Raw genomic sequence first — 19,952 nt, 5'->3', positions numbered from 1 at the left:
ATATATATGAACGGCCCCTACTGGGCCTTTTTACGTTTTGGAGAAACGGGAATGGATGCCCATTTCGGTGTATTATGTTTAATTTTGGACGTTACCACTGTCATATCATCATCTATTATCCCTTTTGTTCGGATGACCTCTTCCAATATTAAATCCGAAATTTCCTGCGGATCTTCTGTCTCCATTTCCTTGATCTTTCGTTTAAGCCAGAACTCGATATTTTCGACATGGGAGGGACCATCGAACACTCCATCGCTCATCATGATTAATATATCCCCTGCCTTCAGCTCTTCTGAAACAACATCAACATCGAAATCCTGGATGATTCCCATAGGCAGGTTACTCGACTCAATTTTTATTATCCTATCACCCCTTTTAATGAAACTCGGTATCGAACAGATTTTTAAAAACTTAGCCTTTGCGTCCTGAAGATCAATCATTGCCAAATCAAGAGTTGAAAATATTTCATCGGTAGTGCGTAGAGATAATACGGAGTTTACGGATTTAATGGCTATTTTTTCTTCTATTCCCGATTGTAAAAATTTTTGAAGCAGCTTTAATGTCTCTGTACTTTCAAAATGGGCCCTTTCCCCATTTCCCATACCATCACTAATGGCTATTGCGAATTTACCGCAACCAATTTCCATGGTCGTATAACTATCTCCTGAAACAAGCCCTCCCCCCTTTGCAGCATGAGCTACACCCGTTTCGACCGTGAATTTTTTTGCTGACCTAAATATCACCTCACATTGCCCGTTTGGATATGTTGCACACTCTTCTGAATGAACGACTATCGTTTCCCCTAGAATGTCCGAAAGCATAGGGGCTATCAACTTTTCACATTCCCCTCTGCCCTGGCAGTATGGGACACTCATTTCTATATCAACATTTCCTTGTTCTAGACTGTATATTTCAACATGGCCTATATGGAGGCCAAAATCCTGGATGGCCTCCATGATGGATTCTTCATGTACATGATGATTTTTCCTTTCCCTTTGAATTTCTTTCGCAAAATCATCCATTACTGCAGAAACGCCCCTCAGCTGATCCGCCACTAGTTTCCGGCTTTCTTTCACCTGCCTTTTTAACTTTTGGTTTGCTTCAAAATAAGTAAGTTCCTGTGATATCGCCCCAATGACCTGTGGTCCGCGGCTGCAATATTTCCCCCATTCTTTCGAAGTCTTTTGAGGGAGCTGTCCATCATTTTCACTTAATTGAATCATAATTTCCTGCATACCGTCATAGGTTGTATTGAAGTTCTTGGACCAGCATTGTTCCTTTTTAAAACAGAGCTGGCACGTCTTTTCCGTTACATTACTCAAGAAGTAATCGAATTCTTTCTCATCTTCCTCCAATCTCCCCCTTTCATCCACTTGGGAAAAGCTATTTGAAAGCGCCTCAAATACATGTGAGAATTGCTCCACCCTTTGAGCCGTAACATCCCTCACTTTCCGGGCATACTGCTGCTGTTCATCAGAATTCTCGACTGTTCCCGGTATGTGTTTCGCTATTTTGTTGATTATGGATGACGGTGTTAATATAAATAAAGCCACAGCTACAAGTGATTCATAAAGGGTCACCATAATATTATTGGTGCCCTCACCATATAAACCTATCAGTAACGTAGCAATTAAGAGGCCTACGGCGACCCCTATCTTCCTTCCCTCCTTCAACAACCCGCCCAGAAGTCCGGAAAAAGCGAGAAGGCTCATTTGATAAAGACTGGCAATACTTGCCAAACTGAATATCAATCCAGTAACTACACCTACAGTGGAGCCTATGGCGGCCCCTCCCGCCAGCCCAAAGAGGAGGACCAGATATCGTGAGAATATATGGTCGAGTGATAAATCGTATATCATCCAGCCTATGGTTCCAGTCATTACCGAAGCCAGTAAGATGATGAGGCTTACGATTTCCTCCGTCTTTAATGATTGGGACTTTGTCCGTATGGTTAGCAGCGGGATGGACTGTATGAAGATTAAGGTTAAAATCATGGCGAGTCCCGCTTCCACTCCTATCATCATTAAGTCGTACAGCTGAATCGTTCGAAATACCAGATATTGCTCGGCCAGGTTGACCAGGAATAGTGAAGCAAAGACGTACATCGACATCGTTTTGAATTGCCCTTCAACGGCGGGCTTCTTGATCTTATGAAATAACAGAAGCAGGAACGCCGATGCAAAGATGACCAAACTATTGGAATAGTGAACGGTGAGCCCGCCTGCAATCAATCCGAATAAAGCTAGTGGAGCCCTGTCACGCCTCATAAGAAAAACTGCTGCAAAAAACGGAAGTCCAAATGGTGCCAACTGAGAAAGAATTAATGCCCGTCCTAATAAAAAACCGATAATGGCTAAAGAGATACCTTTCTTTATGAATATATCTTCCGTCTTCGTTTGCAGTTGTTGGATCCAGTTGATGGCCCCTGCCTTTGCTTCCTTTAACTGAACATCACCAAGAGGTTCCATCATAGGTCTTTCCACTTTTTCCATTTCAACACCCCATTCATATTAGTGATTTTTATTATAAAGAGGGCTTGTTTATTTTTTTGTCAGAATTTTATAAGCGGATAAGAAAAACGTTCGACGAAATTCTTCTTGAACAATCATTTGTATACAGGTTTTTGTACCTTTTTTTTCAATACAGAAACAGGCGTTCTTTTTTTTTTGAAGAAAAGCAAAGTTTTTAGGTTATTTTTGTGGAAAATAACACGAATAAATAATAAGGAAATGGAAACCGACAAACTTTATTTTTTTGTTGACATTTTCCCTTCACGAATGTAAGATATAACTTGTGCTTCAGTAGCACTTACCATTATGGCGGCGTAGCTCAGCTGGCTAGAGCGTACGGTTCATACCCGTGAGGTCGGGGGTTCGATCCCCTCTGCCGCTATCTTTTTCTATTAAAATCACGGCCCGTTGGTCAAGCGGTTAAGACACCGCCCTTTCACGGCGGTAACACGGGTTCGAATCCCGTACGGGTCATCATATACACCGAAAGCGCCTCTGTACACTTATCCGAATAAGTGTACAGAGGCGCTTTTTATTGTCGTTTGAAGGTTTTATTACCATAAGTAAAGCCTTATATAATTAAAAGAAGACAAGCCAGCAAGCTTGCCTTTATCTACACTATGAATAATTTCACAGGAAAAGTAGCTAAACTATTATTTTCAGCAGCAGTTTTTATCCGCGTCTTCCTCCTCGACCTCCCCGTTTCGTTTCGGTGCTACGTTTAAGGGTCGTTAAGCGGTCTTCACTATCTTTTAAGAATTTAGCCATTTTTTGCTCAAAGTTTTCCTTGGGTTGGAAACTGTTACCTTTTGAGCGGAAGTCTTTGGAACGGCTGTCATTCCCTCTTCCTTGGCGCGGACGTGGTGTGTATGCAGGTTTTTGCTCAGCTTCAGGACGGTCTATCGCTTTTTTTATGGACAAGCCAATCTTGCCATCTTTCACATTGATGACTTTCACCTCGACTGTATCGCCCACTTTTAAATGATCATTAATATCTTTGACATAGTTATCAGCCACTTCACTGATATGGACAAGACCGGTTGAACCTTGAGGGAGCTCTACAAATGCACCAAAATTAGTTATGCCTGTTACTTTACCTTGTAACTTGCTGCCTACTTCGATTGACATAAAAAAAATGTTCCTCCTTAGAAATGTTAAAAAATCTCTTCACTCTATATTATAACGAAAGTAAAAAAACAGTGTCAATATTAGTCACTATCTTCCTTCCCTTTTGGAAGGGTAAAAATGATTTCACCTTTTTCAGATAAGAAATAATCCCGTCTGGCTATTTTCGCTATATAGTCATCGTCATTAAGCTTTACGATTTCTTCTTTAAGAAGGGTCTCGTCCTTTTCCAATTTAGCTAACTTACCCTTCAATTCTTTCTTCTGTTGAATTTTCTCATCAAGTGCAACATTTTGCGTTAGAAGGGTGGGAACAGCCAAAATCAAAAAGACAGCGGCGAAAACGGAGTAAAGTGTCAATCTACGCATTAGACCACGCTTCTTTTTTTCTACTGTTTGTACTTTTTTCTCTTGTTGAGCGACGTAGGGATTTTCTATTTTTGCCACTTTCCTTTTACCAAGGCTACTCATGTATTATCGCTCCTCATTTCTTTTTAGTTCTCCATCTATTTAGCGTTCTATTTATAGAATTCTTTATTTTCAATAAAATCCCTTTTCCTTTATTATAAAACTTCCCGACGTTTTTCGTAACAAAAACCGGCAATAAATTCCATATATAGGTCAGAATCCATTTTAATGGCCTCCAGAAAATATTTAAAATAAAGAGAAGTATTTTCCCCGCCCATTTTAGTAATGCTAAAACGAACTTACCTATCCCGATAATAATGGCTATTACAGATACTATTAACCATTTTATCGGAAGAAATATCAGCATTTGAACCGCATCAGTTATAAATCTCGCCAACTTTATCACCAGTATTATCAAAAGCTCTAAAAAACGTTGATAGAACCCTTTGAAAAGTGCTTGATAAGCTGAAAAACCGCATAATAAGGCCAAAAATAAATAGAGGCGAAATTCTCCCTCATTCACTAAAAACAAAACATAAAAAATAAGGAGACCCTGAATGATCCAGAAAAGGAAATCATGGATGAATACAATCCACCTTTTCCTTTCTGGACGCTTCAGGAACCGGCTATACGTATCCAGGGCAGCCCCAAAGGCACTGCCCATGCCTATCATCGCAAGCAACGTATAAAATTGGGTCGTTAAGGTCATTTGAACAATTTGCCAAAGAAGCCTTTAGCCTTCTCCCCTGATTGCTCATCTAAATAAACGAGGTCGAAAATCTTTCCCTTAATGGAAACGATGCCTTTATCAACGTCTAAATTCTTCATTTGCAAGTTTTGGCCCCGGATAGATAAGAATCCCATTGATGTTTCTAGCAAAAACTCTTCATTATCAAAGCTTTCCACTTGTTTGACACCGGTAATATCAAGTAAACGGCGGCCTTTCATCGTTACATCATGCTCTTGGATCGTTCCCTTTGTGTAACCAGCATTCGGATCAATATATTGGCTCATTTTTTCATCCCTCACAGTACCACTGATTTTGTACAAGTGTATGTCCGTAAGAAGGGAATTAGAACCAAGCCTGTCCTTACTCCTCTGCTAGCTTCTCTTCCTTTATGATGGAATACATATCTGCAGCCGCTTCCTTTTTCGTCGTTTCTTGAATTTTATCGACTCGCACAGTAACCAGCTTTTGACCGAATCGTACAGTTAATTCATCACCATCTTTAACACTCGAACTTGCTTTTGCCTGTTGTCCGTTAATCGTGATTCTTCCTTTATCCGCAACTTCCTTCGCAAGTGTGCGGCGTTTGATCAACCTTGAAACTTTTAGGAATTTATCCAATCTCATCGACATTCAAATCTCTCCCTTAATTAAAGTCCTTTAGCTTTTGCCTCATTCCAATATGAATCCAGTTCTTCTAATGTATAATCCTCAAACTTTTTGTCTGCCCTTTGAATGCTCTCTTCTATATATGTAAAACGCTGGTGAAATTTCTGGTTTGCTTTGTAGACGGCTTCTTCTGCTTGTATGTCATAATAACGTGAAATGTTGACAAGCGCAAAAAAGAGGTCGCCCAGCTCTGATTTAATTCTTTCGACATCCCGATTCGGGCTAAATATTTCCTCTTCTAATTCCTGCACTTCTTCTATAACCTTTTTCCACGCTTCGGAAACCTCATCCCAATCAAATCCAACCTTCGCAGCCCTTTTTTGGTACTCTTCTGCCCGAATTAAGTTTGGCAGCGATTTCTCAATACCATCCAGAATGGAAATTGAAGCCTTTGTTTCGCTCCCTTTCTCATCTTCTTTGATTTTCTGCCAGTTCACTAATACATCTTCCTCGCCATTCACCTCAACATCCCCGAATACATGAGGGTGGCGCCGAATCATTTTTGCAGTAATGCCTTCAATCACATCATCCACCGTGAACATTCCCTCATCTTCGCCGATTTGAGAATGAAGCATCACCTGAAGGAGTACATCCCCAAGTTCACCAACCATGCCCTCATCGTCCTCTTCATCTATGGAATCAATAAGCTCGTATGCCTCTTCTATTAGATATTTCTTCAAGCTTTCATGAGTCTGTTTCTTATCCCAAGGGCATCCGCCAGGACCTCTAAGTTCTGCAATGACCTGCCGCAGTTTAGAAAACTCCCGATACCGTAACGCTTCTTCTCTAACAGGCGGGACATAAACACTCGTCAAGTTACTTAACTCCATCTGACGGTCGAGTTCGAACAGTGCGCACTTTGTCACTTTTTCCTGACTGCTGCCTGCCGCTGTGACGATATATACCTCGTAGTCATCCGGAAGCTTTTCCATTAAAGTCAACTTCACATTGGACGCGCTGAAAGCATCATACACCTGCCCGATTATCATGTGCTGGGTAATGTGCAAATCATCCGGAGAAAGATCTGTACCATCCAAAAGCTGGAAGCCTTCAATCGGATCGATCTGAACAGCCTGAAACAAGGGATCAAGAAAACTTTGACCGCCTTCTAGCTTAATGGCTATTCCAAGAGACGGACCCTTTTCGAGCAAAAGCTGAACCGTTTTTTCCGCAACCATTGGATGCCCTGGAACCGCGTAAAGAACGGAACGGCTTGAAGCCTCCTGTAATAGTGTTTCAGCAATCTCTTCATATACCGCTTCAAATTGGTCGTGCTTTTCATATATCTCGTCAAATGCCGTGAAAATGATGCCTTCCCTTTTCAAATCCCCGATTACAGGATGATCTATCGTTCTGACGAAGCATTGTTCAGTTTGTGTCAATTTTTTATAAATCCCTAGCGGAAGCTGATCTAAATCTCCTGCACCAAGGCCTATTATCGTAATCTCATTCATCTCGTATACTCCTATTCGTTATTATAAATCGTTTAAGCTTTGATCCAGCAGGTATAAGTGAAAGTTCTTCTTCACCAAATAAACCTGCACGAAGGGCGGTCATCACAAAAACGGCTGCACCGATCCCTACACCGATCAGCGCTTGGATCGCAGCTAACATTCGGCTCTCACCTGGAAACATCAATTGGAATAAGGCATTGAATAAAAGAACCGCCGTACCCATGTAAACCGTACTCTTCAAAATTATTAACAGGTACTTCCTTTCAATTAATGTCTTTTTAATATGTACTCTCAATACCGTATAAAATAATGCAGTCATGATCATAAATGCAAGTACGGTTGCAGAGGCTGCTCCCGCGGTTTTGTAATGGGGCACAAGAACAAGGTTCAAAGCCCACTTGCTACCCACCCCTATAATCGTAATGATCACCGGCACAAACGAGTAACCTAAACTTTGAAGCACTGCCGCTTCTGCCATTATGATGGATGTGAATAAAATCGATAAGGAGAAAATTGCTAAAGTAATTGTTCCTTTGGCATCCGTGAACAGCATTTGATTGACCGGCTTAATCGTTACTAACAGTCCAATCGCAGCAGCAAGTCCAATTGTCGTACTTACACGCAGCGCCAATTTAATCTTATTGAGTAATTCTTGTTCACTTTTCTTCTTAACAAATCCAGATATTACAGGTACAAGCGCCAATGCAAAAGAATTAGCCACGACTGTCCCTAGCTGAAGCAATGGCTGTCCACGATCATATACCCCTTTCCATTCTTTAGCTTCCTTTTCCCCCATCCCCGTATCCCTTAGTAGCGAATACAGGTGCAGTGAATCAACAAACTGAAACAAGATAAGGATCAAGCCAGTTATGCAAAACGCCAACCCTTGAAAAACCAGGACTTTGGAAATCTTGATGAAATTTACCGGTTTGATATTCATTCGTAAAATAAGCTTCCATTCTTCTTTTAAAATTACGAAAACAATAAGCAGTACCAGGCCAGTTATGCCGCCAGTAATCGAACCGAAAACCGCCCCCTTACCGACCACATAATGAGAGTAGCCCTGATACACGAATATTGTGGAAAGCACCAGTATCGTCAATACACGGATACATTGTTCAGCGACCTGAGAACTCGCTGTAGGTATCATGTCGTTTATTCCTTGAAAATACCCTCTTAATACGGATGAAATCGGCATTAATAAATAGGAATAGGCAGTGATTCTTAGCAGACTGGCTAAATTCGGATCCTTCATCCATCCGGCAATCCAATCTGCGCCAAAAAACAGTGCAGCAAACATCATGATTCCTATCGAGCTTAAGACGACGAATGAGGTAACTAAAATGTCCTTGACCGCAAAATCATTTTTTGAAGACTCCCGCTCTGCGATCAATTTGGATATGACAACAGGGAAGCCAAGTGTTGATAATGTAAAAGCCACACCGTAGAAGGGATATACCTGCTGATAGATATAAAACCCGATGTCGCCTGCTATGTTCTGATAAGGTATGCGATATGCCGCGCTCAAAACTTTAACGATAATCGCTGCTATGCTCAGGATCAGCGCACCTCGAAAAAGTTCATTTGAAGTTTTATAAGGCTTTTCAGCCATTCTTTTTCCCCTTTTCACTCATATGTGGTAGTTATTATAGCATAATTCAAGTCGTTAATTTTCATTTGTAACCATACTGTAAATTAATTCCCATATCCATCTAGAGAAAATACTCCTCCTTTTTATTGTCCTCCCCAATCCGTTTAATAAAGAGCAAAAAGGGCAGCGATTGCTGCCCTTTCCACATCTAAAAATATAATGGCATGTCCAAACTTACTGTTCCATTTGTCTAGCTAGAAAACTTGCTGCGGTTTCAACCGATTTCTGTTCCACTTCTCCAATGGTACCTTCTTTAGAGAAAATCAAGACGGCACCAATCGGGTCGCCACTCGCAATGATCGGAGCTGCAGTATATGATTGGACCTCTTCGTCATTTGAATCAACGAAGGAAATTTGTCCATTCGGAGATTCCAAAACAGGATTTCTTTCTTCCATGATTTTTTCCACTAGTTCACTAACGCTTTTATTTAAGTATTCTTTTTTGGAGCCACCTGCCACTGCAATGTAAGTATCCCTGTCACAAATCATAACTGGGTTTCCAAGGCTATCATAAAGTGCTTCTGCATATTCTCTTGCAAAATCTCCTAATTCACTAATAGGAGAATATTTCTTTAAGATGACTTCTCCGTCTCTGTCTACAAAGATTTCCAATGGATCCCCTTCACGAATACGGAGGGTCCTTCGAATTTCTTTCGGGATGACGACTCTTCCTAAATCATCAATTCGGCGAACGATACCAGTTGCTTTCATCTAATGTTGCCTCACTTTCATCTAATTGATTTGATAAATCCTCTTTTTGTAGCAAAATCATCACCAGCTATTGTACTTAGTATTTTTCTAATGGTAAGTTCTATGCACTTTGAAAAAATTTTTCTTTTCGTTGCACTCTTTTACCATGGTATCTTAAAAAACATTTCTTCAAGAGGATAATCATTCACTTTTAGTTCTTTGTGGCTTGAGTCTCTTTTTTTACATGCTGTAAGCCCTTGGCCATCTCAAATAAAATATTAAGCCATTTGCTTTGTTCTACGCCTTTTATGTGCAGGACCAGCTTCATTCGATTGCCGTCCATGCCAAAGCCAACCATACGGCCATACTTCGATCCCAGCTCAAACACCTTTTGTCCATCCACATCGCTGCTTACCTTTTCCCTAATAAGAATGCTGATTTCCTGCTTCAATTGTTTAATGCTTTCAATTCCAGCTTTTTCAGCATATACCTTCATCTCGGCAATCATGAATAAATAGGCGACTTCTTCGGGATACTCTCCGAAACGATCGAGCATTTCATCTTGTAATTCTTCCACTTCTTCAAGTGAGGTAATGCCCCTGAACCTTTTATACATTTCTATTTTCTGATGTCCATCCATTATGTAGGCATCAGGTATATATGCATCCACTTCAACGTCAATTTCAAGGGTGTTCTTTTCTTCGACTGGTTGATCATTACGTTTTGCATCCACCGCTTCTTTCAACATTTGTGAGTACAAATCAAAACCAACCGAATCGATGAAGCCGTGTTGTTGAGCCCCTAGAATATTTCCAGCTCCCCTGATGGATAAATCACGCATCGCAATTTTGAACCCTGAACCCAATTCTGTAAATTCCTTAATGGATTGGAGACGTTTTTCTGCGACTTCCGTCAATACTTTATCTTTCCTATAAGTAAAGAATGCATATGCCACCCGATTGGATCGCCCTACACGGCCACGTAGCTGATAGAGCTGTGAAAGTCCCATTCTATCTGCTTCATTCACTATTAGTGTATTTACATTCGGGATATCGACACCTGTCTCAATAATGGTTGTACTTACCAAAACATCATATTCACCCTCTAAAAAGCCAAACATGACGGCTTCCAGCTCTTGCTCTGACATTTGCCCATGAGCAAATGTCACACGGGCATCTGGTACTAACATGGAAATTTCTTCTGCTTTTCTTGCTATATCCTCTACCCGATTGTATAGGAAATAAACCTGGCCATCCCTGGCCAATTCCCGTTCTATCGCTTCCGTTACCAACGAGCCATTATACTCCATCACATAGGTTTGAATCGGGAAGCGATTCTCAGGAGGTGTTTCGATAACGGACAAGTCCCTCACGCCCAACATGGACATATGAAGGGTCCTTGGAATCGGCGTCGCAGTCAAAGTCAGTACATCCACATTTGTTTTTAACCGTTTGATCTTCTCCTTATGTGTAACGCCAAAGCGCTGTTCTTCATCTATGATAAGCAATCCCAAATCGCGGTACACGATATCTTTGGATAAAATCCTATGCGTGCCTACCACAATATCCACCGTGCCGGCCTTCAATCCTTTAATCGTCTCCGTTTGCTGTTTTTTACTCCGGAAACGGCTCATAAGACCAATCGAAATGGGATAATCCTGAAAACGCTCCCTTAATGTTTCATAATGCTGCTGGGCGAGGATTGTGGTCGGAACAAGAAATGCAACTTGCTTGCCATCCATAATGGCTTTAAAAGCGGCACGGATGGCCACCTCTGTCTTCCCATATCCGACATCGCCGCATAATAAACGATCCATCGGCCGTTCCCGTTCCATATCCTTTTTGATTTCGACTATAGAACGTAATTGATCTTCCGTTTCATTATAAGCAAATGAAGTTTCGAACTCTCTCTGCATATCACCATCAGGTGAAAAAGCATAGCCCTTTGCCGCTTCCCTTTCTGCATATAACTTGATTAAATCATCAGCAATGTTTTCAACTGATGATTGAACCTTGCTTTTGACACGTTTCCATTCCGTTCCGCCTAGCTTATAAAGCTTCGGTTCTTTCCCTTCTGAACCGACATATTTTTGGACAAGATCAATTTGGTCAACAGGAACATACAATTTGTCATCCGCTTGATAACGAATATTCAGGTAATCTTTATGGACCCCATTTATCGTAAGGGTTTCAATCCCTAAATATTTCCCGATACCATGGTTAACATGAACGACATAGTCACCGATCTTAAGTTCGGAATAACTCTTGATTCGCTCCGCATTCGATAGTTTCTGTCTCCGTGTCGATTTCTTTGATTTCTTATTAAACAATTCCGTTTCCGTAATGATACAGAATTTCTGCATGGGTAATTCAAAGCCGCTATTTAAACTGCCGCGTAAAATCTGTACTTTACCTGGAAGAATGCTGTTCGCATCAAACAGTTCTGCGGCCTCTATATCATAATCGGCTAAAACCGAATGCAGTTTTTTTACCCGTTCATCATCCTGTCCAAGTATGACGACTGTAAATTTCCCTTTTTTCCACCGTTCCAGTTCAGCTTTGAACACATTCATCTGGCCGTGGAAATTTTGCATTTGTTTACTGGCAAAATTCAGGATATTCTGAGGATTCGTATGCGGTACATGCCGTAAAAATAATGAAAGGTATACAAACGGCCTGCTGGATTTCATTATTAATTCCTGCATGGGATGAGCCAACTTTATGTCATGGATAATCTGTCCCTGACTTAAAAGGTCAGTGTACCAACCAGCCTCTTCCTTTTCCAAAGAATCATTGATTTCCTGGATTCGACTGATTTCATCTAAGAAAACCAAACCATTTACAGGTAAATAATCTATTAAACTAGCTGGATCTTCATAAGCTAAACTTAAGTATTTAAAGATTTGGTCTGGTTTATTCCCCATTTTCAGCTGCTCAAGTTCATAGCTGATCGTTTGAACCAGTTGTTCCTTGGTTTTCTCATCTTTAAGCTTCTTCAAGCTTTTACTTAATCCGCTCTCAAGCCTTGTTATGATTCTTTCGATGTGCTCTGTCTCTAGTAAAGCCTCACTGACGGGACCGATCGTCACTTTCTTGAGTTTCTCGATGGATCGCTGATCTTCGCTTGAAAAGGTCCTTATTGAATCTATTTCGGTATCGAATAATTCAATTCGTATTGGATTAGGTTCCGTGATCGGATAAATATCGATTATACCGCCCCGGATACTGAATTCACCTGGAGAAGCAACCATTTCAGACCGGTTATACCCCATAGCAATGAATTTATTAAGCGTTGGTTCGAGCCCGATGTCTTCCCCTAAATTGAACGTAAGCTGATGCCTCTTCCAAATATCCTTTGAAGGAAGCACACGACGGACCCCGGGAATCGGCGCAATGACAATCCCTTTCTTCCCCTCCGCCCAAAAATTCAATGCCTCTATACGTTGGGCCCTTAATTCCGGACTGGCCACACTCAAATCAGCCGCAATCAATTCATTGGCTGGATATATATATAATTCTTCCTCGGGAATGAAACTGGATAAGTCTTCATGGAATTTTTGTGCTTGCAATAAATTATGGGTAACCAATAAAATCGGCCTATTCGTCTTTTCATATACGGAAGCCAGCAAAAGTGATCTCGAGGAACCTGTCAGACCAGAGACGATTTGTTCCTTAAGCCCTTCATCAATGCCGGCTATTAACGAATGAACATCATCTTGTTTGGAGAACAAGTTTTGCAATCCATTCATTTTCTTTCCCCCCCTCTATAACGTGCGAAAACCATTTGAAACTCTTGTATTTAAACTTGGCCATTAAAACCAAGCGTCCTCTTTATTAACGGTAATTTCTCATTTTATATGCCCTTGTAAACCAGACAAACGGAAAAATGCTTTGGATTTTGTCCAAAGCCCTCTTCCGCTAATGAATAATATAATCGTTTTCATATAATTCAGGGTTTCTCTGCAGCGATTCATGACAATCTTCACATATCGCCCTTACATGCATATCCCCTTCAGAATCATAAACGATCATCTCTTGTCGCTCTTCATCGGTAAGTTGATTAAAACCTAACTGCTCCGTACTCAGTGAGTGTGCCTCGATTGAGCCCAGTTTAGTTCCGCAATGTCGGCATCGATAATGGAGAGCCATTTCGTAACCCCCTATTTAAGTAATAGTGTTAGTATGTACAAAAGTAGAGGGGATTTATTCAGCGAAACAGGAAGAATTATTCTTTACTTATATCTACTCTTTGCCTATTGGTTATATTCGTTCATGACCTGTATAAATGGTTTTTCCATCCAGGCTTCACAAGAAGCTGCGCTTTTTTCGATTGTTGCCCCTACATGATCCCATTCCTCAGGAGTAAAACGCCCTAATACATAATCAGGTACTGGAATACGGCCTATCGGGCGGCCAATGCCTATTCTGATTCGATTGAATTCTTGGGTACCCAAATGGGCAATTGAAGATTTTATCCCATTATGACCGCCTGCACTTCCTTTTTGACGAAGGCGAAGCTTCCCTGGAGGCAAATCAAGGTCATCATATATAATGACTACATCCGCGATATCCACCTTAAAGAAATGCATGACTGCCGAAATGGATTCTCCTGATAAATTCATGTAGGTTAAGGGTTTAAGCAATAAAACTTTCTCTCCCTTTACCATTCCCACACCATAGATCCCCTTATGTTTTGCTTGGTCAAGTGGGATCGACCATTTTCTGGATAACTCATCTATTACTTCAAATCCGACGTTATGCCGGGTTTTTTCGTATTGTTTACCTGGGTTCCCTAACCCTACAATAATTTTCATGATTCACACTCCGTCATTACGGTTATTTAGGGAGTTACGTTGGGACGAAGTTTTTTCCAAGATCATTGACCTTAGAAAAATAGTACCCTAATTTCAAGCTGGACTGCAAGCGACCGGAGAACTAATTAGAAATAAACCCTAATTAAAGGAATCAATCCCTAAAAATGGCACAGTTTGAATAAACGCATCCAGAGATTGAAAAGACGTAACTCATTAAGAGCTACGCCTATTATATCATGATTCACTTGTTTAATCCCGGCATCATGACTCTGGTGAAGCTTTTGTCTCCCTGCCCTCTGCATTTTCAGGGATACCTCCATCTTGCTGTTCACCTGTACCTATTTCCTCTTCCTGACGAGGAGCCAAAACAGATGCAACAACTTCTTCACCATCATTGTCGATAGTAACTTGCTGATTCGTTTCGATATCAGATATGTAGATTGTATCCCCTACTTGTAGTTCGGTAACGTCAACGTCGATGGATTCAGGAATGTCATTAGGTTTAGCCGTCACCGTCACTTCATGAAGAGACTGCTGAAGGACACCACCGTCTTTAACGCCTTTACAAACACCGACAAGGTTAATGCGAACTTGTGCCTGTAATTGAGCGGACATATCTACAATTAAAAAGTCTGCATGATAAATGAAGTTCTTTATAGGATCCTTTTGATAGTCAGAGAGCATGACTTTATAACTCGTTCCTTCCAAGTCCAAAGAAATGATACCATTACGGCCTATTTCCTTTATTGTCTTTTGAAGTTCAATATTATTGACCGAAATGGCTGTACTGTCATTTTGATTGCCATATACTATCGCAGGGATTTCGCCGCTTTCCCTCAAATTCCTTAAATTGGACTGTTTTAAATCCGTACGTTCCTTTGCAGCTAATAAATTACTCATACATCCTCCGCCTTCCTAATTATAAATTACAAGTTTCTCTATATTTAACATTTCCCTAAATGGCGAGGCATTAAACATGAAAGATAGAAACTGAAGGCTACAATAACAGTATAAACATATGGTAAACAAAGGAATTTCCTGCAAAAAACTTTTTCATTCTTTTTTTTTGGTTTAAGCGTGAATCGCTTTGTTTTCCATTTCACCCCTAACTTGCATGACTCTGTTAAGTATTTGGGCAGCTCCTTTTGAATATTGTCCTTTGCCGTGGTCTCGGCAGATTGATTTCCTTATTCATGACCCCTTTTCCGATTAATAGGACTAGGTCTTAAAAGCAGTACGGCTTCTGCAGCATTTGTAACAAGCGAGGCAGTCAAGTAGTCCTTTTTCCTCTATCGTTCTTCAATCAGCTTTAGATGCCAATCCTCGTCAAAGCATTCCCAGAGGTGAGAGCAGTTTCCTCCAAAGCTTTTGACGAACATCAAAGCCTTTATTTAAACCAACCTTCTTCCCCTTAATCTTTCATATTTTTAATGGGTGATTCTTTTGCACGACGATAGCCTCTCCTGAAGGGTTTGCTGGCTGTTTAGCCATATAGACAAGTGAAGCTTTGGCTGCCTGTCCAAATATCGGTGGCGCCTCCCCTGTAAGCCCAAAATCAGGCTGGACATTCAAGGTTTCAAGTAGCCGGGGTCCTGCTGGAGTCCAATCGACGGTATATCCCATATGTTTTAAATGCGCTTCCAGTTCCCCTGTTGATTTTTAAAGATTAACGACCCGAATTTATGATAACCGATTCGAATGGCATTATCCGACCCTTTCGTTTTTTGGAACTGTTTTTTCCCCCCGCATATCCACTTAATATCAGCATGAGGATGCTCGCCACACATTTCATTCACACCCTTCTTGAACTATTTATCTAAAATAAAAGGCTCCTTTTCTTCACCAATATGACAGTAGGGCAAAAAACGCCTAATGTTCAATGGTAATTGAAAAGGGGCCTTCGGTAGTCCGGTCGGCGTTCAGTTGTATGACCTACTCAACTATGAATTAATTATTTTCGAAAGAATGGTTTGAACCAAAACACGACGAGCCCATAGGCCCGCCGTGTTTTGGTTACTTTATTGTTATCAATCGAATAATGTGCTGACTGATTGTTCCTCATGGACACGAATAATTGCCTCTGCAATCAACGGTGCTACAGAAAGTCCCACAATTTTATCGATTTTCTTATCTTCGGATAGGGCAATCGAGTTAGTTACGACCAATTCCTTGATTGTTGAATTTTGAATCCTTTCGATGGCAGGACCTGAAAGGACCGGGTGTGTACAACAAGCATAAACTGCTTTAGCACCATTCTCTACAAGTGCATTGGCCGCTAGTGTAATAGTACCTGCAGTATCGATGATGTCATCAATCAGGATAGCTGTCTTCCCTTCAATATTACCTATGATGTTCATGACTTCAGCCACGTTCGGTCTTGGGCGGCGCTTATCGATAATGGCAATCGGTGCTTTTAGGCGATCTGCCATTTTACGTGCACGTGTTACACCACCATGATCAGGAGAAACGATGACGATATCACTTAAATCTTTTTCTTTGAAGAAATCCGCTAAGATCGGAACAGCTACAAGGTGATCAATCAGAATATCGAAGAAACCTTGAATTTGTGGCGCGTGAAGATCTAATGTAATTACACGGTGGGCACCAGCTGTCTCTAAAAGATTAGCAACTAGTTTAGCTGTAATTGGTTCACGCGCACGCGCTTTACGATCTTGTCGGGCATAACCGTAATATGGCATTACGATATTGATCGTTTTAGCTGAAGCACGTTTAAGAGCATCGATCATAATTAAAAGTTCCATTAAATTTTCATTGACTGGTTGACTTGTTGATTGGATTACGTAAACGTCACAGCCACGAATACTTTCTTCAATATTAATCTGAACTTCACCGTCACTGAAACTTGTTACGCTACATTTTCCAAGCTCAACACCGATTGCAGCAGCAATTTCTTGAGCTAAATCGAAGTTTGAATTTAAAGAGAATACTTTTAAATTAGGATCTAAATACTGATTTGACATGTTGACCTCCGTCGGTTATTTATTAAATTTCAATTTCTTGACATAATCTTCTTTATTAACTTGACGAGCCCGAGCAACGGATAGAGCTTCCTGCGGTACATCTTGAGTGATGGTTGACCCTGCAGCTACATATGCTCCTTCTCCTATCGTCACAGGTGCAACAAGATTAGAATTGCAGCCTATGAAGACATTGTCTTCAATCTTCGTCAAATGTTTATTTTCCCCGTCATAATTCACGGTAATAGATCCGCAGCCTATATTAACATTCTCCCCAACCTCTGCATCGCCAATATAACTCAAATGGGAGGCCTTGCTTCCTTTGCCAAAAACGGTCTTTTTAATTTCTACAAAATTACCGATTTTAACGGAATCCTGAATCTCTGATTGAGGTCTAACATGTGCAAAAGGACCGATTTTAACAGAACTTCCAATACTGCTTTCGTGTACAACCGATTGGAGGATTTCCGTTCCATCACCAATTTCACAATTTTTGATTTCTGTATTCGGGCCAATCAAACAATCCTGCCCGATAATACTATTTCCTTTTATGCATGACCCAGGGTTAATGACCGTATCCTGTCCGATCTGCACATCCGCTTCAATGAACGTAGTAAGAGGATCGATGATTGTTACGCCATTCCTCATATGCGATTCATTGATGCGTTTCCGTAAAATTTGCTCAGCCTGCGATAAAGCCACTCGGTCATTTACACCTAATGTCTCCTCGAAGTCACTTGATTGGAAGGCCGTCACCACTTCGCCTTCTTGTTTTAAAATTTCAATAACATCCGGTAAGTAATATTCTCCCTGGACATTTTCATTTGAAACTTTTTTCAGCGCGCTAAATAATGCTTGGTTATCGAAGCAATATGTTCCGGTATTTATTTCCTTAACATATTTTTCTTCATCAGTGGCATCCTTATGCTCGACGATTTTTTCTACAAGTCCGCCTCCACCGCGAAGGACCCTTCCATAGCCAGCAGGGTTATCTGCATATGCTGTTAAGATTGTTGCTTTCGCCTGACTCTGCTCATGCAATGCTATAAGCTCTTTCATCGTTTCTGCTTTGATCAAAGGCGTATCACCGCAAATAACAAGGGTCGTTCCACTTTTATCGGATAAAACGCTTTCCGCTTGCATTACAGCATGTGCCGTACCTAATTGCTGACCTTGTAAGGCATACTCGCATGAATCACCAAGTTGTTCTTGAACTTTTTCAGCTCCATGGCCGATAACTGTTACAATATCTTCTATTTGAAGTTGATTGACTTGATCGATGACATGTTGTACCATTGGTTTTCCGCAAACAGGGTGTAAAACCTTATAAAGCTTAGATTTCATCCTAGTACCTTGCCCAGCGGCCAATATTATTGCATAGCGATTACTCATAACAGGCCTCCATTTTCACCTTTTTATCCACTAAAAATATTATCTCAAATAGTGATTCTTTTCAAGGTAACAATTAAAAGTACATATAATTGTCAACCGCAAAGGTAAATTTTCGCAGCCTTAAAAACATTTTTATTGGTCCTTTTAGTCTTCTTTTAAATCATTCAAGTAATAATAATATGCCTGGTCCATGTTATATTCATTATTGGCATAATACAGAAACCATGTCTTCTCCCCTTTATAACACAAGCTACCCTCATTATCCCAAAACACTACCCTGATCGCATTATGCCCTATGTACATGCCTTTAGGAACCACTGCATCCTTTGTTAATGCCCATTCCGAAACTCAGTTACAGATCCATTTCATATTCAGGTCATTAGAGGTATAGTAAACTCCGTTAATGCAATTCTGTCCATCCCGCTTTTTTGGGGAGGCAATATAAGGATGAATAAAAAAGGTTTAAAAAATAAAAAAGTCGGGTACTTAAACCTTTGAAGATAGCACCGTGATCATTACACTATCTGCCAAATTAAACAAATTCCTGTCTAAAAAGGGGATAAGTTCTAAACTTATCGTTTCCGAATAAAATAAAAAAGAGCACTACTTATGAAGTAGGCTCTAGGTGCACGAATTATAAATTTAAAGTTTTAAGGCAAGGTTAATTAAGAAGCTCCTGCTCCAGCTTCCTCTAATTCAGTTTCAAGTTCTCCCAATCGATGATATTCTGTCAAGACAGCTTCTTGAATTTTCCCGCGTGTCGAGGAATTGATTGGATGAGCGATATCCCGGAATTCTCCATCTGGAGTTCGTTTACTTGGCATAGCTACAAATAAACCATTGTTTCCGTCGATTACACGAATATCATGAACCACAAATTCATTATCCAGTGTAATTGATGCGATAGCTCTCATACGACCATCCGTATTCACACGGCGTAATCTTACGTCAGTTACTTCCATTTAAGCTCACCATCCCTTTTTGTTGTTGTTAAAACTTAAAGTACATATTCAACAAAAAAACGTGAACTCCTTCTATTATCTGTAAGTTTTTTAGAAAATTCAGCCTAGTTTTCAAAAATACTAAAAATCACCCTTATATTACAGGGAAATTGCCCATTGAAAATTCCCTTTAAAAAAATTCACAAAAAAACGCCCGTTTATTTAACGAGCGCAACCACTTCTATTTCCACTAGTGCATCTTTAGGAAGCCTGGCAACCTCTACACAAGAGCGAGCAGGTTTGTGACTTGAAAAATATTCTCCGTATATTTCATTAATCGAACCGAAATCGTCCATGCTTTTAATGAATACCGTAGCTTTAATGACAGTTTCCAATGAGGCTCCCGCTTCTTTCAATACAGCTTGGAGATTTTTAAAGACCTGGTGTGTCTGTTCCTTAACATTCCCTGTTACCATCTCACCAGAAGCAGTAAGAGGGATTTGTCCTGAACTGAAAAATAACTTATCCACGATCACGCCTTGTGAATATGGGCCGATCGCTGCCGGTGCTTCATCCGTATGTATCGTTTTCATGA

Annotated in this window: 19 protein-coding genes and 2 tRNA genes; 2 read left to right on the top strand and 19 right to left on the bottom strand. The window is 40.6% G+C overall.

Annotation, left to right across the window (positions count from 1 at the left end; genetic code table 11):
• Positions 1–17: 17 nt before the first annotated feature.
• The gene (spoIIE, locus tag UP17_RS00370) at positions 18–2,492 is read right to left on the bottom strand and encodes a stage II sporulation protein E (protein ID WP_061440342.1); all 2,475 of its coding nucleotides are present in this window, start codon (positions 2,490–2,492) and stop codon (positions 18–20) included.
• Between the two features lie 326 nt (positions 2,493–2,818).
• Between spoIIE and UP17_RS00365 the strand changes: the two genes are divergently transcribed.
• Together UP17_RS00365 and UP17_RS00360 are read left to right on the top strand one after the other, a co-directional pair.
• A tRNA-Met gene (locus UP17_RS00365) sits at positions 2,819–2,892 on the top strand.
• A 20-nt stretch (positions 2,893–2,912) separates the two neighbouring features.
• A tRNA-Glu gene (locus tag UP17_RS00360) sits at positions 2,913–2,984 on the top strand.
• 198 nt (positions 2,985–3,182) lie between these two features.
• Here UP17_RS00360 and UP17_RS00355 read toward each other — a convergent pair.
• From UP17_RS00355 to UP17_RS00275, 18 genes are all read right to left on the bottom strand, one after another.
• Complete coding sequence (locus UP17_RS00355) at positions 3,183–3,638, bottom strand: S1 domain-containing RNA-binding protein (RefSeq protein ID WP_061440341.1); 456 nt, start codon at positions 3,636–3,638, stop codon at positions 3,183–3,185.
• 80 nt (positions 3,639–3,718) lie between these two features.
• Complete coding sequence (locus UP17_RS00350; protein WP_061440340.1) at positions 3,719–4,105, bottom strand: FtsB family cell division protein; 387 nt, start codon at positions 4,103–4,105, stop codon at positions 3,719–3,721.
• A 13-nt stretch (positions 4,106–4,118) separates the two neighbouring features.
• On the bottom strand, positions 4,119–4,751 hold the full coding sequence (gene yabQ, locus UP17_RS00345; protein ID WP_061440339.1) for a spore cortex biosynthesis protein YabQ: 633 nt from the start codon (positions 4,749–4,751) through the stop codon (positions 4,119–4,121).
• Positions 4,748–5,056, bottom strand: a complete 309-nt coding sequence (yabP, locus tag UP17_RS00340; RefSeq protein ID WP_053348985.1) for a sporulation protein YabP — start codon at positions 5,054–5,056, stop codon at positions 4,748–4,750. The genes yabQ and yabP overlap by 4 nt, the downstream gene beginning before the upstream one ends.
• A 76-nt stretch (positions 5,057–5,132) precedes the next feature.
• Entirely contained in the window at positions 5,133–5,396 is a 264-nt protein-coding gene (locus tag UP17_RS00335; protein WP_061465928.1) for an RNA-binding S4 domain-containing protein, read from the bottom strand.
• Positions 5,397–5,419: 23 nt separating this feature from the next.
• A complete protein-coding gene (gene mazG / locus UP17_RS00330) occupies positions 5,420–6,892 on the bottom strand; it encodes a bifunctional methyltransferase/pyrophosphohydrolase YabN (RefSeq protein ID WP_061440338.1) in 1,473 nt (490 codons plus the stop codon).
• Positions 6,885–8,504 carry a putative polysaccharide biosynthesis protein gene (locus UP17_RS00325; RefSeq protein ID WP_061440337.1) on the bottom strand — a complete coding sequence of 540 codons (1,620 nt, stop codon included), beginning with the start codon at positions 8,502–8,504 and terminating at the stop codon, positions 6,885–6,887. The genes mazG and UP17_RS00325 overlap by 8 nt, the downstream gene beginning before the upstream one ends.
• 213 nt (positions 8,505–8,717) lie before the next feature.
• The gene (gene spoVT, locus UP17_RS00320) at positions 8,718–9,254 is read right to left on the bottom strand and encodes a stage V sporulation protein T (RefSeq protein WP_061144055.1); all 537 of its coding nucleotides are present in this window, start codon (positions 9,252–9,254) and stop codon (positions 8,718–8,720) included.
• A gap of 190 nt (positions 9,255–9,444) precedes the next feature.
• The gene (gene mfd, locus UP17_RS00315) at positions 9,445–12,981 is read right to left on the bottom strand and encodes a transcription-repair coupling factor (protein WP_061440336.1); all 3,537 of its coding nucleotides are present in this window, start codon (positions 12,979–12,981) and stop codon (positions 9,445–9,447) included.
• Positions 12,982–13,150: 169 nt separating this feature from the next.
• Positions 13,151–13,381, bottom strand: coding sequence for an anti-sigma-F factor Fin (locus UP17_RS00310; RefSeq protein WP_061440335.1), 231 nt, complete (start codon positions 13,379–13,381; stop codon positions 13,151–13,153).
• 104 nt (positions 13,382–13,485) lie between these two features.
• Positions 13,486–14,046, bottom strand: coding sequence for an aminoacyl-tRNA hydrolase (gene pth / locus UP17_RS00305; protein ID WP_061440334.1), 561 nt, complete (start codon positions 14,044–14,046; stop codon positions 13,486–13,488).
• Positions 14,047–14,307: 261 nt separating this feature from the next.
• Positions 14,308–14,946 (bottom strand): 50S ribosomal protein L25/general stress protein Ctc, encoded by a 639-nt coding sequence (locus UP17_RS00300; RefSeq protein WP_061440333.1) that lies wholly within the window; start codon positions 14,944–14,946, stop codon positions 14,308–14,310.
• A gap of 519 nt (positions 14,947–15,465) precedes the next feature.
• Positions 15,466–15,669, bottom strand: a complete 204-nt coding sequence (locus tag UP17_RS00295) for a type 2 periplasmic-binding domain-containing protein (protein WP_061440332.1) — start codon at positions 15,667–15,669, stop codon at positions 15,466–15,468.
• A gap of 5 nt (positions 15,670–15,674) precedes the next feature.
• Positions 15,675–15,833 carry a hypothetical protein gene (locus UP17_RS27235; RefSeq protein WP_155727171.1) on the bottom strand — a complete coding sequence of 53 codons (159 nt, stop codon included), beginning with the start codon at positions 15,831–15,833 and terminating at the stop codon, positions 15,675–15,677.
• A gap of 240 nt (positions 15,834–16,073) precedes the next feature.
• On the bottom strand, positions 16,074–17,027 hold the full coding sequence (locus tag UP17_RS00290) for a ribose-phosphate diphosphokinase (protein ID WP_061440331.1): 954 nt from the start codon (positions 17,025–17,027) through the stop codon (positions 16,074–16,076).
• Positions 17,028–17,042: 15 nt separating this feature from the next.
• Entirely contained in the window at positions 17,043–18,416 is a 1,374-nt protein-coding gene (glmU, locus tag UP17_RS00285; RefSeq protein WP_061440330.1) for a bifunctional UDP-N-acetylglucosamine diphosphorylase/glucosamine-1-phosphate N-acetyltransferase GlmU, read from the bottom strand.
• A 665-nt stretch (positions 18,417–19,081) separates the two neighbouring features.
• A complete protein-coding gene (spoVG, locus tag UP17_RS00280) occupies positions 19,082–19,378 on the bottom strand; it encodes a septation regulator SpoVG (RefSeq protein WP_034316332.1) in 297 nt (98 codons plus the stop codon).
• 197 nt (positions 19,379–19,575) lie between these two features.
• Positions 19,576–19,950 carry a RidA family protein gene (locus UP17_RS00275; protein WP_061440329.1) on the bottom strand — a complete coding sequence of 125 codons (375 nt, stop codon included), beginning with the start codon at positions 19,948–19,950 and terminating at the stop codon, positions 19,576–19,578.
• Positions 19,951–19,952: the final 2 nt, after the last annotated feature.

Source organism: Peribacillus simplex, assembly GCF_001578185.1.
In the GTDB taxonomy this organism is placed as follows: domain Bacteria; phylum Bacillota; class Bacilli; order Bacillales; family DSM-1321; genus Peribacillus; species Peribacillus simplex_A.
Note: the sequence above shows the minus strand (reverse complement) of the source record. Positions and strands in the feature narration are given on the sequence as shown.

Bases quoted from the DNA above. Each gene is read 5' to 3' on its own strand.
- spoIIE (WP_061440342.1), bottom strand. From the start codon at position 2,492: ATGGAAAAAGTGGAAAGACCTATGATGGAACCTCTTGGTGATGTTCAG.
- UP17_RS00355 (WP_061440341.1), bottom strand. From the start codon at position 3,638: ATGTCAATCGAAGTAGGCAGCAAGTTACAAGGTAAAGTAACAGGCATA.
- UP17_RS00350 (WP_061440340.1), bottom strand. From the start codon at position 4,105: ATGAGTAGCCTTGGTAAAAGGAAAGTGGCAAAAATAGAAAATCCCTAC.
- yabQ (WP_061440339.1), bottom strand. From the start codon at position 4,751: ATGACCTTAACGACCCAATTTTATACGTTGCTTGCGATGATAGGCATG.
- yabP (WP_053348985.1), bottom strand. From the start codon at position 5,056: ATGAGCCAATATATTGATCCGAATGCTGGTTACACAAAGGGAACGATC.
- UP17_RS00335 (WP_061465928.1), bottom strand. From the start codon at position 5,396: ATGAGATTGGATAAATTCCTAAAAGTTTCAAGGTTGATCAAACGCCGC.
- mazG (WP_061440338.1), bottom strand. From the start codon at position 6,892: ATGAATGAGATTACGATAATAGGCCTTGGTGCAGGAGATTTAGATCAG.
- UP17_RS00325 (WP_061440337.1), bottom strand. From the start codon at position 8,504: ATGGCTGAAAAGCCTTATAAAACTTCAAATGAACTTTTTCGAGGTGCG.
- spoVT (WP_061144055.1), bottom strand. From the start codon at position 9,254: ATGAAAGCAACTGGTATCGTTCGCCGAATTGATGATTTAGGAAGAGTC.
- mfd (WP_061440336.1), bottom strand. From the start codon at position 12,981: ATGAATGGATTGCAAAACTTGTTCTCCAAACAAGATGATGTTCATTCG.
- UP17_RS00310 (WP_061440335.1), bottom strand. From the start codon at position 13,381: ATGGCTCTCCATTATCGATGCCGACATTGCGGAACTAAACTGGGCTCA.
- pth (WP_061440334.1), bottom strand. From the start codon at position 14,046: ATGAAAATTATTGTAGGGTTAGGGAACCCAGGTAAACAATACGAAAAA.
- UP17_RS00300 (WP_061440333.1), bottom strand. From the start codon at position 14,946: ATGAGTAATTTATTAGCTGCAAAGGAACGTACGGATTTAAAACAGTCC.
- UP17_RS00295 (WP_061440332.1), bottom strand. From the start codon at position 15,669: ATGGGATATACCGTCGATTGGACTCCAGCAGGACCCCGGCTACTTGAA.
- UP17_RS27235 (WP_155727171.1), bottom strand. From the start codon at position 15,833: ATGTGTGGCGAGCATCCTCATGCTGATATTAAGTGGATATGCGGGGGG.
- UP17_RS00290 (WP_061440331.1), bottom strand. From the start codon at position 17,027: ATGTCAAATCAGTATTTAGATCCTAATTTAAAAGTATTCTCTTTAAAT.
- glmU (WP_061440330.1), bottom strand. From the start codon at position 18,416: ATGAGTAATCGCTATGCAATAATATTGGCCGCTGGGCAAGGTACTAGG.
- spoVG (WP_034316332.1), bottom strand. From the start codon at position 19,378: ATGGAAGTAACTGACGTAAGATTACGCCGTGTGAATACGGATGGTCGT.
- UP17_RS00275 (WP_061440329.1), bottom strand. From the start codon at position 19,950: ATGAAAACGATACATACGGATGAAGCACCGGCAGCGATCGGCCCATAT.